Raw genomic sequence first — 13,645 nt, forward strand, 5'->3', positions numbered from 1 at the left:
GTGTGTGTCCGCCGAGGCGGTATGCCGACAGCATTGCAGGTGGCGTGCCAGTTTTTAAAACGACGATTTTACAACGGGATATGAGATTTTACCGTCGGCGAAGAGGCGGGCGACTTGCGCAGGATTGGGATTTTGCGCCAATCATTGGGAATGGAACGGACTAGCCAGGTGATCGGCCAGTCGGGGGCGTTCCTCGATGCCCTCGAACGCGCCAGCCGTGCGGCGGCACTCGACCGTCCCGTGCTCGTCATCGGCGAGCGGGGGACGGGCAAGGAACTCGTGGCCGAGCGGCTCCACCGCCTGAGCCCACGCTGGGATCAGCCGCTGGTCGTGATGAACTGCGCCGCGCTGCCCGAGACGCTGATCGAGGCCGAGCTGTTCGGGCACGAGGCGGGCGCCTTCACCGGCGCAACCAAGGCGCGGACGGGGCGGTTCGAGGAGGCGGACGGCGGTACGTTGTTTCTCGACGAGCTGGGCACCCTGTCGATGGGCGCGCAGGAGCGGCTGCTGCGCGCGGTCGAATATGGCGAGATCACCCGGATCGGCTCGTCGCGGCCGGTGCGGGTCGATGTCCGCATCGTCGCTGCCACCAACGAGCATCTGCCCGACAAGGTCGACGCGCACGAATTCCGCGCCGACCTACTCGACCGGCTGTCGTTCGAGGTCGTGACGCTGCCACCGTTGCGCAGCCGCGCCGGCGATATCCACGTCCTGGCGGATCATTTCGGGCGACGGATGGCGGCCGAACTGGGACGCGAGCGCTGGCTGGGCTTCGGTCCCGCGGCAGTCGAGCAGCTGACCCGCTATCGCTGGCCCGGCAATGTCCGCGAACTGCGGAACGTCGTCGAGCGCGCGGTCTATCGCTGGGAGGAGCGGGGGGCGATCGACCATATCGAGATCGATCCGTTCGCCTCACCCTATCGCCCGCAGACCCGCGCCGCTGCCCGGCCAGAGGCGCCCGCGGCGGCTCCGCCACCCGTGACGGACGACGAGGAAGTGACCGCGTGCGAGGTCGGCCCGTCCGACTTCAAGTCGCGCGTCGCCGCCTTCGAGCGCGACCTGCTCGCCCGCAGCCTGGCCGAGCATCGCTTCAACCAGCGCCAGACCGCCGAGGCGCTCGGCCTGTCCTACGACCAGCTGCGCCACGCCTTGCGGCGACACGATCTCATCGGAACGGTTGCGTAACGCCGCGCCTCGGACCAATTGAGGGCCCCACGCGTTTGCCGTGCGACCAATCAGGAGAAGCCAGATGGCGTTCGAACTGCCGCCCCTTCCTTATGCCTATGACGCGCTGGAGCCGACCATCTCGAAAGAGACGATGACGTTCCACCATGACAAGCATCACGCCGCCTATACCAACAAGCTGAACGAGTTCGTCGCCGCCGATGACAAGCTTGCCGGCAAGTCGATCGAGGACATCCTCGGCATGATCTCGACGCTGCCCGCGGGTATCCGCAACAATGGCGGCGGCTACTGGAACCACGACTTCTTCTGGAAGACGATGAAGCAGGGCGGTGGCCAGCCGTCGGGCAAGCTGGCCGAGGCGATCGACCGCGATTTCGGCGGACTCGACAAGCTGAAGGAAGAGTTCAACACCAAGGGCGCGGGCCAGTTCGGCTCCGGCTGGGCGTGGCTGATCGCCGACGACAGCGGCAAGCTGAAGGTCACGAGCACGCCCAACCAGGACAATCCCCTGATGGACGATGCCAAGGACAAGGGCACGCCGCTCCTCGGCAACGACGTGTGGGAACACGCCTATTACCTGACCTACATGAACGATCGCCCCGGCTATCTGAAGGCGTGGTGGGACGTGGTCGACTGGGACACGGTCGGCCAGCGTTATGAGGCCGTGGCGAAGTAATCGCCACTTACGTCGCCCCTGCGCAGGCAGGGGTATCCCCGTGGCGGCGCGCAAAGCTCGCCACGGGGAGACGCAAGCCTCCACTGGCGTGATGGGGTTATTCGGGCGGCAATTCCTTCGTAACCGCGTCGCCGCCCTCTGCCTGCAGCCCGTGGCGCAGCAGCATCGGCAGGTTGGCCACCGCGAAGCCCAAGGTCAGCGGGATGGCGCCCCACAGCTTGAACCCGACCCAGAAGTTCCAGCCGGTGTTCCGCCACACCAGTTCGTTGAGCACCGCCATGGCGGCGAAGAACAGCGCCCAGTTCCGCGTCAACTTGCGCCAGCCGAGCGCGCTCAGCCCCGGATAGGCGGTGCCGAGCAGCCCCTGGAGCAGCGGCTTGCCAGTCGCCAGGCCGAACGCCAGCACTGCCGCGAAGGTCGCGTAGACGATGGTAGGCTTCATCTGAATAAAGCGCGGGTCGTGGAAATAGATGGTCAGCCCGCCGAACACGACCACCAGCACGCCCGAGATCCACAGCATCGGCGACACATGGCCGAGCTTCACCCGAGACACGACGATCGCCGCGACCGTGGCGATCACGAACGCCGCGGTCGCGCAGATCACCCGCGCGATCACCACTGCGCCGAGCCGGTCCATGTCGGACAGGATGCCGCTGAACGCCGCGACCAGGCGCATCATCGGCTCGGCCGGGGCAAGGAAGTTGACGAGGAAGAAGACGACCAGCGGCGCATAGTCGACCGCTATGCGCAGGCCGGGTGCGTCGGTCTTGGTGGGGGCGGTCATCAAAATCCTCCCCGGCATGGGGAGGGGGACCGCCGCGCCCCGGCGCGGTGGTGAAGGGGGTTCGCCGCGAACGGAGTGTTGGTGGAGGCCCCCCTGCACCATGCCTTCGGCAAGGTCGCCCTCCCCGTGGCGGGGAGGATTTGCGTGGCCATCACTTCCGCACCCCTTCCACACCGGCGATGATCCGGCTGACCTCGTTCGCGTCGAACGGCCGCAGGTCCGTCATGCCTTCGCCCACACCGATCGCGTGGATGGGCAGGCCGTACCGCTCCGCCGCCGCCACCAGCACGCCGCCGCGCGCGGTGCCGTCCAGCTTGGTCATTACCAGTCCCGTCACGCCCGCCACGTCGCGGAACACCTCGATCTGGTTCAGCGCGTTCTGGCCGGTAGTGGCGTCGAGCACCAGCACGACGTCGTGTGGCGCCTCCGGGTTGAGCCGCCCCAGTACGCGGCGGATCTTGGACAGTTCGTCCATCAGCTCCCGCTTGTTCTGGAGGCGCCCGGCGGTGTCGACGATCAGCACGTCGATGCCGGTCGCGGTCGCCTGCTTCACCGCCTCGAACACGATGCCGGCGGCGTCGCCGCCTTCCTTGCCGGTGACGATCGGCACGCCGACCCGGTCCGCCCAGGTCTTCAGCTGCCCGATCGCGGCGGCGCGGAAGGTATCGCCGGCGGCGAGCATGACGCCGTAATCCTGCTCCATGAACAGGTGCGCCAGCTTGGCGATCGTCGTCGTCTTGCCCGATCCGTTCACGCCGATGACCAGGATCACCTGGGGCCGCGGAAAGGCGTCGATCTCCAGCGGGGTCGCCACCCTCGCCAGTGCCTTCTCGACCTCCTCGGCGACGACCAGACGGATGCCGAGTTCCTCCATGTCGCGCCCGAACGTGCCCTCCGCCAGCCGGGTGCGGATGTGCCCCGCGGTTTCCGGACCCAGATCGGACGCGATCAGCGCCTCCTCGATCTCGTCGAGCGTATCGTCGCCCAGTCGCGCGCCGCTCAGACCGGCGAGATTGCCGACCAGCCGGTCCGATGTCCGCCGGAAGCCGCCCAGCAGCTTCTCGTGCCAGGAAGGTGTCGTGCTCATGTCATTGATCCGATCAGGCCGGTGTCGGTGGTGCCGGTGATCCGAACGTCTCGGACGCTGCCCGGCTCCGCCACGGCGTCGCAGGTGATGGAGGCGAAATTAGGGGCGTGGCCGCGGTCGCCCGGCCGTTCGACCAGCATCGCCTGTCGCGTGCCGACCAGCGAGGCCAGCCACGCCCGCCGCGCCGCGTTCGCTGCCGCGCGCAGCCGCCCGGCCCGCTCGCGCCGGAGCTCGGGCGCGACCTGCGGCATCCGCGCGGCGGGCGTGCCGGTCCGGGCCGAGTAGGGAAAGATATGGGCATGGACGATGTGCGCGTCGGCGATCAGCGCCAGCGTGTCGGCGAACATGCCCTCGTCCTCGGTCGGGAAGCCGGCGATCAGGTCGGCGCCGATCGCGATGTCCGGACGGACCGCCAACAGCCGCTCGACCAGAGCGACGGACTGCGCACGGGTGTGGCGGCGCTTCATCCGCTTCAGGATCAGGTCGCTGCCCGCCTGCAATGACAAATGGAGGTGCGGCATCACCCGCGGCTCCTGCGTCACGATCGCGAACAGCCGGTCGTCGATCTCGACCGAATCGAGCGACGACAGCCGCAGCCGCTCCAGAGCGGGGACATGGTGCAGGATGCGCTCGACGAGCAGCCCCAGCGTCGGCGCGCCCGGCAGATCGGGGCCGTAGCTGGTCAGATCGACCCCGGTCAGTACGACCTCGCGGTGCCCTGCCTCGACCAGTGCGCGGACCCGCTCGATCACCGCCCCCGCCGGTGACGAGCGGCTGGCCCCCCGTCCCTGCGGAATGATGCAGAAGGTGCAGCTATGGTCGCAGCCGTTCTGCACCTCCACGAACGCGCGGGCGTGGCCGGCGAAGGACGCGGGCGGCGGCGCGGAGGTCTGCCACGCGGCAGGGGCGAGCTTGTCGGCATTGGGCACGACCCGCGCGACCTCTGCCATGGCGGTAAAGCCGGCAGGGTCGATCGTCGCGGCGCAGCCGGTGACGACGATCTCCGCGCCCGGTCGCTCGCGGGCGGCGCGGCGGATCGCGGCGCGGGTCTGCTTCACCGCCTCGTTGGTCACGGCGCAGCTATTGACCACGACCATGTCCCGCCCCGCCACCATCGCGCGGATCGTTTCGCTCTCGGCGATGTTGAGCCGGCAGCCGAGGCTGACGACCTCGGCGACAGGAGGTGACATGGCAGGCGATCTAGGGGCGGATGCGATCCAAGTCCACGCACGCGAGGTGCTGGATTTCTGGTTCGGCCTGACGACCGAACAGCAGTTCATGCGCGACGACGCGCTCGACCGCCAGATCGCCGAGCGGTTCGGCGCGCTGCGTGAGACGGTGCTGGCGACCCGTGCGGAAGGGTGGCGCGACCATCCCGACACGATGCTGGCGGCAATCATTCTGCTCGACCAGTTCTCGCGCAACCTGTTCCGGAGGCAGGCAGAGGCGTTCGCCGCCGACGACCTCGCCGCCGGACTGACGCTGGAGGCGATCGATCGCGGCTATGATTCACGCCTGCCGCCGGAACGCCGCGTGTTCCTCTACATGCCGCTGATGCATGCCGAGGACGGGCCATTGCAGGATCGGTCGGTTGCATTGTTCGAGGCGCTGGGCATCGAGGAGAACGCCGCCTATGCCCGCGATCACCGCGACGTGTTCCGCCGGTTCGGGCGCTTTCCCGGCCGCAATGCCGCGTTGGGCCGCGAGACGACGGCGGAGGAGCAGGCGTGGCTCGAAGAGACGGGCGGCGGATGGTAGCCCCTTCCATCGTCATCCCGGATCAAGCCGGGGGTGGCGAGGGGCGGCAGGGTTGTGTGTCAGGTCACATTCTCCTATAGCGCCGCCCACGTTCGTTTAGCCGAACGCTGAAGATCAGCACGACCGCCTGGTGCGGCGTGCCCGCTGGCTGGCGAGTTTCGCCCGCCGGCGCTTTTGCGTTTGGCGGTATTGAGGCTGGATAGGCGATGTTCGAGAGCTTGAGCGACCGGCTTGGCGGCGTCTTCGACCGGCTGCGCGGTCGCGGTGCGCTGACCGAGGCCGATGTGCGCGGCGCGATGCGCGAGGTGCGCGTCGCGCTGCTCGAAGCCGATGTCGCTCTGCCGGTCGCGCGCGATTTCGTCGACAAGGTCACCGAACAGGCGATCGGCCACAACGTCCTGCGCTCGGTCACGCCGGGGCAGCAGGTCGTCAAGATCGTCCATGATGCGCTGGTCGCGATGCTGGGCGCGGACGAGAGCGCGCTGCTGCTCGACGTCACGCCGCCGGCCGTCGTGATGATGGTCGGCCTGCAGGGTTCGGGCAAGACGACCACGACAGCCAAGATCGCCAAGCGGCTTTCCACGGGGTCTTTGGCCGGCCGCGAGCGCAAGAAGGTGCTGATGGCGTCGCTCGACGTCAATCGCCCGGCCGCGCAGGAGCAGCTGGCGACGTTGGGTACGCAGGTCGAGGTGGCGACGCTGCCGATCGTTGCGGGTCAGCAGCCGGTCGAGATCGCGCGCCGCGCGCTGCAAGCGGCGAAGCTGCAGGGCTATGACGTCCTGATGCTCGACACCGCGGGTCGCCTGCATGTCGACCAGGCGCTGATGGACGAGATGAAGGCGGTGGCCGACATCGCCCGTCCGGCCGAGATCCTGCTGGTCGTCGACTCGCTGACCGGGCAGGATGCGGTCAACGTCGCGCAGAACTTCTCGGATCAGGTGCCGCTGACCGGCGTCGTGCTGACCCGGATGGACGGCGACGCGCGTGGCGGTGCGGCGCTGTCGATGCGCAGCGTCACCGGCAAGCCGATCAAGTTCGCCGGCACCGGCGAGAAGATGGACGCGCTGGAGGCGTTCCATCCGGAGCGCGTCGCCGGCCGCATCCTGGGCATGGGCGATGTGGTGTCGCTGGTCGAGCGCGCCGCGGAGTCGATCCAGGTCGAAGATGCCGAGCGGATGGCCGCCAAGATGGCCAAGGGTCAGTTCGACATGAACGACCTGCGCGGCCAACTGGCGCAGATGCGGCGTATGGGCGGGCTCGGCGCGCTGGCAGGCATGATGCCCGGCATGAAGAAGGCGCAGGGTGCGCTGGCCCAGGCCGGTGGCGACAAGGTTCTGATCCACATGGACGCGATGATCGGGTCGATGACGGTCAAGGAACGCGGCAAGCCCGAACTCATCAACGCCAAGCGCAAGATCCGCATCGCCAAGGGTTCCGGCACGACGGTGCAGGAGGTGAACAAGCTCCTGAAGATGCACCAGGAAATGTCGACCGCCATGAAGAAGATCAAGAAGATGGGCGGGCTGAAGGGCATGATGGCGATGCTGGGCAAGGGCGGTCCGGCGGGCGGCATGGCCGGTATCGGCAACGCGCTGGGCGGCCCGGGCCTGGGCGACATGATGGGCAAGGCCGGTGGCGCCGGCCTGCCCGGTCTGGGTGGCGGCGGTGCGCCGCAGCTGCCGCCCGGCTTCGAGAACTTCATCAAGAAGAAGTGACGACACGGCCCGACCCGTCGCCCCTGCGCAGGCAGGGGCATCCCGCGGCAGGGCACAACACCAACCAGAAAGACCCCGGCCTTCGCCGGGGTGACGATCAGAAGGCAAGGACTAAGACTATGGCACTCAGCATCCGACTGTCGCGTGGCGGCTCCAAGAAGCGTCCGTACTACCGCATCGTCGTCGCCGACGCGCGCAGCCCCCGCGACGGCAAGTTCATCGAGAAGATCGGCAACTACAACCCGCTGCTGGGCAAGGACGACGAGAAGCGCGTCGTGCTCGACGGTGAGCGCGCCAAGCACTGGCTGTCGAACGGTGCGCAGCCGACCGACCGCGTCGCCCGCTTCCTCGACCAGGCTGGCGTGCGTGAGCGTCCGGCCCGCAGCAACCCCAACAAGGGCAAGCCGGGCGAGAAGGCGACCGAGCGCGCCGAGGAGCGGGCCGAGAAGCTGAAGGCGCAGGAAGAGGCCGCTGCGGCCGCTGCCGCCGCGCCGGCCCCCGCTGCCGAGGAGGCCCCGGCCGCCGAGGCCGAGACGGCCGAGCAGTAAGACGCTGCCCGCGAGGACGGTCGCATGACGTCCTCGCGCAGCCGATCCGGGTCTGGTGCGTTGCCGTCTTTCGCTCGAGCGAAGGATAGGCATGATGACACAAGACCCGGACCCACGCACCGCGCCCGACGATCTGGAGGACGCGAGCAACCAGGGGCAATCGGCCGATGATCCGGCCGAGGGCGCCGACGACGCGTCCACGGAGAATGATGGCTCCCCCCAAGGCTGAACGATCCGCATCCCCCGTCACGCTGGCGGCCGTCATCGGCGCGCACGGCGTGGCGGGCGAGGTGCGGCTGAAGGTGTTTGCCGACGACCTGTCGGCGCACCGCGTCTTCAACGAGGGCGCATTGACCATCACTGCGCTGCGCGCCGGCACCAACGGCGCCATCGCCCGCTTCGCCGAGGTCAGGGATCGCACCGCGGCAGAGGCAATGCGCGGTACGGTGCTGACCGTTCCCCGCTCGGCGCTGCCGCCGCTGGCGGAGGGTGAATATTACCATGCAGACCTGCTCGGCCTGCCGGCAGAGACGCCGCAGGGAGACGCGGTCGGCACCGTGGTCGCGATCGACAATTTCGGTGCCGGCGACGTGATCGAGATCGAGCGCGCGACCGGCAAGCGCTTCATGGTGCCGATGCGCCCGGAGGCGGTGCCCGAGTGGAATGCCGAGCGGCTGGTGGTCGACCCCGCCTATATCGACTGACGGCGTTATCGGCGGATCGGCTGCTGCTCGTTCAGCATGTTGCGGATCGTGGTCGCCGCAACTCCCGCCTCGCCCATCGCGTGGCTGATCTGGTCGAGTCCCTTCACCACGTCCCCTGCCGCGAACAGGCCCGGTATGGTGGTGCGCTGATGATCGTCCACCTCCAGGCAGCCATCCTCCGTCGCCCGTGCGCCTGCCTCGACCGCCAGGCTGGAGCGGATCACCGATCCCATCGCCGGATAGACGCTGTCGAAGGCCATCCGCCCGTCTGCGGTGTCGAAGGCGAAGCGATCGTCCTCGATGGCGAATGCGCCGCACGGGCCCTGCACCCGCACCACGCCCGCGGCGTCCAGCGCTGCCTCGCACGTCGCGTCCAGCGCCAGATCGGCATCGGGGCTGACCAGCGTCACGTCGCGCGTGTAGCTGCGCAGGAACAGCGCCTCCTTCGTGCCATGCTGCCCGCGGCCGATCACGCCCACCCGCTTGTCGGTCACCTCATATCCGTCGCAGATCGGGCAGTAGCGCAGCAGGCCCCGCTGCAACGCGCGGCTATGCAGGTCGACGTCCATCTTTGGCCGGTTATTGACCACGCCAGTCGCCAGCAGGACCGATCGTGTCAGCGCCGCTCGTTCGCCGATCCGTACCGCAAAGCCGCCCGCTACCGGTTCGATCGCGGTCACCTCCGCCTCTTCGCGCACCGCGCCGAAACGTGCCGCCTGCGCCTGCATCCGTGCGAGCAACTCGCTGCCCGGAATACCATCCGGATAGCCGGCATGGTTGTTGGTCCGGGGGATCCAGGCCGCGCGGCTGTCACCCGAATCGAACAGGCGGATATCGAGGCGGAACCGCGCCAGATAGATCGCCGCGGTCAGCCCCGCCGGTCCCGCGCCAATGATGATGCAATCGTCCATGCGGCCTCCAAGCGCCTGTCGGGCGATTTGGGTTCCTGATGCAATCGTCGGCAGGCGCGCTATGGATGCCCGATGATCCGCTCGCTTGCCTTTGCCGCCGCGCTCCTCATGGTTCAGCCGCAGACCACGGCCGCGCAGTCGGCGCCTCCGTCCGCCAGCGTAGATGCCCTCGCTCCGGCCCTGACCGCCTTTTTCGAGGCGGACATGCGCGAGCGGCATATTCCCGGCCTGGTCTTCGGCGTGGTCAAGGCCGGGCGGCTGGTGCTGGTGCGCGGTCTGGGCGTGCAGGACATCGCTACGAAGCGCCCCGTCACCGCGGACACGCGCTTCCGCATCGCCTCCATGTCCAAGGCGTTCACGGCGCTGTCGATCCTGGCGCTGCGCGACGCCGGTAAATTATCGCTGGACGCACCGGCCGAGCGCTACCTGCCGGAAATGGCGGGCTGGCGCTATCCGACCAGCGACGCGCCGCGCATCCGGGTCGCCGACCTGCTCCACCACAGCGCCGGCTTTGTCGAGGACAATCCCTGGGGCGATCGGCAGCAGCCGCTGACCGAACCGGCCTTCACCACAATGCTGAGGGCCGGGGTGCCCTTCGCCAACGCGCCGGGGGTGGGCATGGAATATTCGAACCTCGGCTATGCGATGCTCGGACGGATCGTTTCGAATGTCGGCGGACTGCCCTATCAGCAGTGGATCGGCCGGCATCTTCTGGCCCCGCTCGGCATGACGTCGACCGGCTACGACGTGCTCGCCGGGCCGCAGCAGGTCCGCGCGCTTGGCTATCGCTGGCAGGACGGCGCCTGGCTGCGCGAACCGGACATGGCCGATGGCGCGTTCGGGGCGATGGGCGGGCTCCAGACCAGTGCCAACGACTATGCGCGCTGGGTCGCGTTCCTGTTATCGGGCTGGCCTGCACGCGACGGACCCGATGCGGAGCCGGTTCGCCGCGCAACCGTGCGCGAAATCGTTGAGGGGGCGAATTTCGTCGACGTCCGCGATCGCCACGCGGCACTGGGGCAAGCCTGCCGCCAGCCGGTCGCCTACGCCAAGGGCTGGTCGGTGGTCGGGGACTGCGACCTCGGGCGGGTCGTCACCCACACCGGCGGTTATCCCGGCTATGGCTCGGTCGTGGCGCTGTTGCCGGATGCGGGGGTCGGCGTCTTCGCCTTCGCCAACCGCACCTATGCTGCGCCGTCCGTGCCGGCAATGCAGGCGCTGCTGGCACTGCGCGCCGCCGGGCTGGCGCCCGATCGCCGCACACCGGTGTCGAGCGGGCTCGCCGCTGCCTATGCGGCGGCGCAGGCCGCATGGCGGAAGGGCGATGCGACCGTGGCACCACTCGCGATCAACGTCTTGCTCGACCGCGATGCCGACCGCCGTCGCGCCGAGATCGCCGGTCTGAAGCGCGCCGTTGGCGACTGCGGCATGGACGAACCGATCGCACCCGTCTCCGCGATGGAGGGGCACTTCGTCTGGACCTGCGCGACCGGCCGCATTGCCGGCCGGATACAGCGTGCGCCGACCCCGGCGCTCAGCCTGCAGGTGCTCGACTTCCAGGCAGCGCCGTGATGCCGTTTCGTGCCACCGTCCTGACGCTGTATCCCGAGATGTTTCCCGGTCCGCTCGGGCACAGCCTGGCCGGGCGGGCGCTGCGAGAGGAGCGCTGGGCGATCGACCTCGTCCAGATCCGTGATTTCGCGACCGACCGGCATCGTTCCGTCGACGATACGCCGGCGGGGGGTGGTGCGGGCATGGTGCTGCGCGCCGACGTGGTCGCCGCCGCACTCGACAGCGTCGCCGATGCGCGGCCGGTCGTGGCGATGACTCCGCGCGGACGGCCGCTGACCCAGCCGCGCGTCCGCGCGCTCGCGGCGGGGGGGGGGGTCACGATCCTGTGCGGCCGGTTCGAGGGGTTCGACGAGCGGCTGTTCGAGGGGCGCGACATCGAGGAGGTGGCGATCGGCGACTATGTCCTGTCGGGGGGAGAGATGGGTGCGCTGGTGCTGCTCGACGCTTGCGTTCGGCTGCTTCCCGGCGTAATGGGCGCGGCTTCCAGCGGGGATGAAGAGAGCTTCGAAAGCGGCCTTCTCGAATATCCGCATTATACCCGACCAGTCACATGGGAAGGGCGCACGATCCCCGAAGTGCTGCGATCGGGGGATCATGCGAGGATCGCGGCCTGGCGCAAGTCGATGGCCGAGACCGATACACGGCTAAGGCGGCCGGACCTTTGGGAGCGCCACGAGGGCGCTCGGGTCCAGCCGCCCTCTGGCGCGCGGCGAACGAAGGACTGAGACATGAACCTGATCCAGCAGCTCGAAGCCGAGCAGATCCAGAAGCTGACCGAGAAGCGCGCGATCCCTGAATTCCGTCCCGGCGACACGCTGAAGGTCGGCGTGAAGGTGGTCGAGGGCGAGCGCACCCGCGTCCAGGCCTATGAGGGCGTGTGCATCGCGCGCTCGAACAAGGGCATGGGGTCGAGCTTCACCGTCCGCAAGATCAGCTTCGGCGAGGGCGTCGAGCGTGTCTTCCCGCTCTATTCGCCGAACATTGATTCGATCGAGGTGGTTCGCAAGGGTGCGGTGCGTCGCGCCAAGCTCTATTACCTGCGCGGCCGTACCGGCAAGTCGGCCCGCATCGCCGAGCGCCGCGACACGCGCCCGGCCAAGGGCACTGCCGCCGCCGAGTAAGCGGTCGTCCGGATCGGATGCACGAGAAGGGGCGCGGAACTCAGGGTTTCGCGTCCCTTTCTCGTATACGGAACGTCAGGGCTTGCGGCACCACAGGTGGTACATGCCGGCAAACAGCTGAGGCCAGTGCGCCTCCACTCGCTGCCAGCCGGTGAAATCCGTCAGGTCCACGGGCTTGCCGAGCAGCTCGGCATAGCGCCGGGCGGCGTCGCCATCGACGTCGAGTGCGAGGGGCAGGAGCCCGGCACCGCGCGCGGTTTGCAGCAGGTCGGGCAGATCGAAGGTCCGTTCGTACCGGTGGAACAGCAGGTCGCGACACCCGCTGGCACTGTAGAAATCGTCGCTGTCGCGCAGCGCCGCCAGCGGTGCCTCGGCGGGCAGCGCGAGGATATGGGCGCGTAGCGCGCGGATGCCGGTGAGGTCCGGCTGCCATCCCTGTTCGGCGATCAGCGCATGGGCCTGCGCCACCAATGTGCGTGCGCGGCGGCTGTAGACGGCAACCCGCACCACGCCGCCGGGTCGCACGGCGGCAGCGACCGCCGCCAGCCCCGCCGCCGGATCGGCCATGTGATGGATGACGCCGGTACTGGTCGCGACATCGGACTGACCCGTGAGCGCGGGCAGCGCCAGAATGTCGCCGCACAGCCAGCGGATCGTCGCTATGCCGGCATCCTCCGCCTTGCTGGCGGCATGGCCCAGCGCGGTCGCACTCAGGTCGAGCGCCACGATCTCGGCCGTCGGACAGGCGCCGGCCAAGTCGATCGCCTCATACCCCGTGCCGCAGCCGGCCACCAAGAGGCGGGCGGGATCGGCAAAGTCGCTCAGGCCGGGCAGGGTGCGGATGTGGGCGATCAGCGCGCCCGGCCGGGGGGCGGGTAGCGCTTGCCAGCGGGGATAGGGGTTGTCGTCGTAATGCTCGCGCACCGCTCCGGACACCGCGTCGCCGGTAGAGCCAAGGTGCGGGATCATCGCTGCCAGCGCGGCACGGCGGGCGGGCTCGGCGAACAGCCGGTCAGCCAGCGAGGGTGGTAAGCCCTTGGGGGACGAGGGCCGGGCGAACATTGCGGAAACCAGCGGGCTATTGACGGCAGCGGGCCGGTCGTTCGGCCATACATACTCGTTCGCCTCCGCCTGCAGGGCCAAAGCGGTCATCAGCGCGTCATCGCGCGTCTTGGCGCGTAGCTTCAGCAACTGACGCTCCATCGCCGGATCGACGTTGATGCAATGGCTGAGGAACGTCGTCAGCAGCACGTCACCTGACGCGCCCGACCAGCCGTTCCGATATTTATGGAGCAGGAGCCGGGCGGTAGTGCGGGCCAGCAACTGGTGGTCGGCCGGCAGCGCGAAGCAGGCGAGCAGGTCCGTTTCGAAGCGCGGGTGATAGCCGGGCGGATCGATCGCGCCGAGCGTGCGGGCGAGGAGCGGCGCCAGCGCCGGCCGGTCGCCCGCATCGATCCGGCCGAGCGCCCCGGTGAGGAGTTGCGCCGCCTCGCCGAGCCGCCCGGCGGCGAGCAGGCGCTCTGCCGCGTCCCGGATCTTCGCGACGGGCGCGATGGTCATCCGAGCGGGCCGCGGCAGGACGAT

General features: G+C 68.9%; 15 protein-coding genes. 10 read left to right on the plus strand and 5 right to left on the minus strand.

The features are described 5' to 3' along the window. The first annotated feature begins 150 nt into the window (after positions 1–150). The gene (gene pspF, locus Q5H91_RS02350; protein WP_305171608.1) at positions 151–1,185 is read left to right on the plus strand and encodes a phage shock protein operon transcriptional activator; all 1,035 of its coding nucleotides are present in this window, start codon (positions 151–153) and stop codon (positions 1,183–1,185) included. A 64-nt stretch (positions 1,186–1,249) separates the two neighbouring features. Next, positions 1,250–1,861 (plus strand): superoxide dismutase, encoded by a 612-nt coding sequence (locus Q5H91_RS02355; protein WP_305171609.1) that lies wholly within the window; start codon positions 1,250–1,252, stop codon positions 1,859–1,861. A 97-nt stretch (positions 1,862–1,958) separates the two neighbouring features. Here the strand turns inward: Q5H91_RS02355 and Q5H91_RS02360 are convergent, their stop codons facing one another. From Q5H91_RS02360 to mtaB, 3 genes are all read right to left on the minus strand, one after another. Next, a complete protein-coding gene (locus tag Q5H91_RS02360) occupies positions 1,959–2,645 on the minus strand; it encodes an inner membrane-spanning protein YciB (protein WP_305171610.1) in 687 nt (228 codons plus the stop codon). A 151-nt stretch (positions 2,646–2,796) separates the two neighbouring features. After that, positions 2,797–3,732 (minus strand): signal recognition particle-docking protein FtsY, encoded by a 936-nt coding sequence (gene ftsY / locus Q5H91_RS02365; RefSeq protein WP_305171611.1) that lies wholly within the window; start codon positions 3,730–3,732, stop codon positions 2,797–2,799. Beyond that, on the minus strand, positions 3,729–4,922 hold the full coding sequence (mtaB, locus tag Q5H91_RS02370) for a tRNA (N(6)-L-threonylcarbamoyladenosine(37)-C(2))-methylthiotransferase MtaB (RefSeq protein ID WP_305171612.1): 1,194 nt from the start codon (positions 4,920–4,922) through the stop codon (positions 3,729–3,731). Before mtaB ends, ftsY begins: the two co-directional genes overlap by 4 nt. Between mtaB and Q5H91_RS02375 the strand changes: the two genes are divergently transcribed. The 5 genes from Q5H91_RS02375 (at position 4,921) to rimM (ending at position 8,457) form a co-directional block, all read left to right on the plus strand. Then, positions 4,921–5,490 (plus strand): DUF924 family protein, encoded by a 570-nt coding sequence (locus Q5H91_RS02375; protein ID WP_305171613.1) that lies wholly within the window; start codon positions 4,921–4,923, stop codon positions 5,488–5,490. The genes mtaB and Q5H91_RS02375 overlap by 2 nt on opposite strands. A 206-nt stretch (positions 5,491–5,696) precedes the next feature. Beyond that, positions 5,697–7,205, plus strand: a complete 1,509-nt coding sequence (gene ffh, locus Q5H91_RS02380; RefSeq protein WP_305171614.1) for a signal recognition particle protein — start codon at positions 5,697–5,699, stop codon at positions 7,203–7,205. A gap of 119 nt (positions 7,206–7,324) precedes the next feature. Next, on the plus strand, positions 7,325–7,753 hold the full coding sequence (gene rpsP, locus Q5H91_RS02385; RefSeq protein ID WP_305171615.1) for a 30S ribosomal protein S16: 429 nt from the start codon (positions 7,325–7,327) through the stop codon (positions 7,751–7,753). 91 nt (positions 7,754–7,844) lie between these two features. Further along, a complete protein-coding gene (locus tag Q5H91_RS02390; protein WP_305171616.1) occupies positions 7,845–7,982 on the plus strand; it encodes a hypothetical protein in 138 nt (45 codons plus the stop codon). After that, a complete protein-coding gene (gene rimM / locus Q5H91_RS02395; protein ID WP_305171617.1) occupies positions 7,963–8,457 on the plus strand; it encodes a ribosome maturation factor RimM in 495 nt (164 codons plus the stop codon). Before Q5H91_RS02390 ends, rimM begins: the two co-directional genes overlap by 20 nt. A 5-nt stretch (positions 8,458–8,462) precedes the next feature. On the opposite strand, the gene Q5H91_RS02400 is transcribed toward rimM, so the two are convergent. Further along, a complete protein-coding gene (locus Q5H91_RS02400; RefSeq protein WP_305171618.1) occupies positions 8,463–9,368 on the minus strand; it encodes an NAD(P)/FAD-dependent oxidoreductase in 906 nt (301 codons plus the stop codon). A 72-nt stretch (positions 9,369–9,440) separates the two neighbouring features. On the opposite strand from Q5H91_RS02400, the gene Q5H91_RS02405 reads away from it, so the two are divergent. From Q5H91_RS02405 to rplS, 3 genes are read left to right on the plus strand one after another with little or no spacing between them, the layout of a single operon-like run. Continuing rightward, positions 9,441–10,940, plus strand: coding sequence for a serine hydrolase domain-containing protein (locus tag Q5H91_RS02405; protein ID WP_305171619.1), 1,500 nt, complete (start codon positions 9,441–9,443; stop codon positions 10,938–10,940). Beyond that, positions 10,940–11,665 (plus strand): tRNA (guanosine(37)-N1)-methyltransferase TrmD, encoded by a 726-nt coding sequence (trmD, locus tag Q5H91_RS02410; RefSeq protein ID WP_305171620.1) that lies wholly within the window; start codon positions 10,940–10,942, stop codon positions 11,663–11,665. The genes Q5H91_RS02405 and trmD overlap by 1 nt, the downstream gene beginning before the upstream one ends. Before the next feature lie 3 nt (positions 11,666–11,668). Next, on the plus strand, positions 11,669–12,061 hold the full coding sequence (gene rplS / locus Q5H91_RS02415) for a 50S ribosomal protein L19 (protein WP_305171621.1): 393 nt from the start codon (positions 11,669–11,671) through the stop codon (positions 12,059–12,061). A gap of 75 nt (positions 12,062–12,136) precedes the next feature. On the opposite strand, the gene Q5H91_RS02420 is transcribed toward rplS, so the two are convergent. After that, positions 12,137–13,621 carry a class I SAM-dependent methyltransferase gene (locus Q5H91_RS02420; RefSeq protein ID WP_305171622.1) on the minus strand — a complete coding sequence of 495 codons (1,485 nt, stop codon included), beginning with the start codon at positions 13,619–13,621 and terminating at the stop codon, positions 12,137–12,139. Positions 13,622–13,645 lie beyond the last annotated feature (24 nt).

Origin of the sequence: Sphingomonas aurea (assembly GCF_030678875.1) — a bacterium.
Classification (GTDB): Bacteria; Pseudomonadota; Alphaproteobacteria; order Sphingomonadales; family Sphingomonadaceae; genus Sphingomonas; species Sphingomonas aurea.